General features: G+C 69.1%; 1 protein-coding gene. It reads right to left on the bottom strand.

Annotated elements, in window-relative coordinates; all coding sequences use genetic code 11:
- A partial coding sequence (locus tag MOV75_RS41920) for a methyltransferase domain-containing protein (RefSeq protein WP_247008757.1) occupies positions 1 to 440 on the bottom strand: 440 nt, incomplete at both ends.

Below are 440 nucleotides of genomic sequence, written 5' to 3'. Positions count from 1 at the left end.
CAAACACCACGGCATCGAAATTGCGCAGCTCGGGCGGCACCAGGGGGCGGCGAAACAGATCGCGCGGTTCGCACTTGATCGGCTTCAGGCCCGGCGTGCGCGCCGCTTTCGCGAGGGCCGCAATCGCACCGGCGTCGTTATCATAAGCGGTGACGCGGGCCTTCTCTGCGAGCCGCAGAGCGAACGGGCCCACACCGCAGAAAAGGTCGAGAACCTCCTTGGCCTTGCCGATGCGTTCCGCGACGAGCGCGGCGAGCGTCTCTTCGCCTGCGACGGTTGCCTGCAGGAACGAGCCCGGCGGCAGCGTCACCTCGGCGTTGCCCATCTTCACCGTTGGCGGCAAGCGTTGCAGCACCAGCTCGCCATGCCGCGTCAGCCGCGCCAGGCGGTGCAGTTCGGCGACGCGCGAGAGTGCCGTGACGAGCGCCGTCGGCAGCGGG

This window comes from Bradyrhizobium sp. PRIMUS42 (genome assembly GCF_023006515.1).
GTDB lineage: Bacteria > Pseudomonadota > Alphaproteobacteria > Rhizobiales > Xanthobacteraceae > Bradyrhizobium.
Note: the sequence above shows the minus strand (reverse complement) of the source record. Positions and strands in the feature narration are given on the sequence as shown.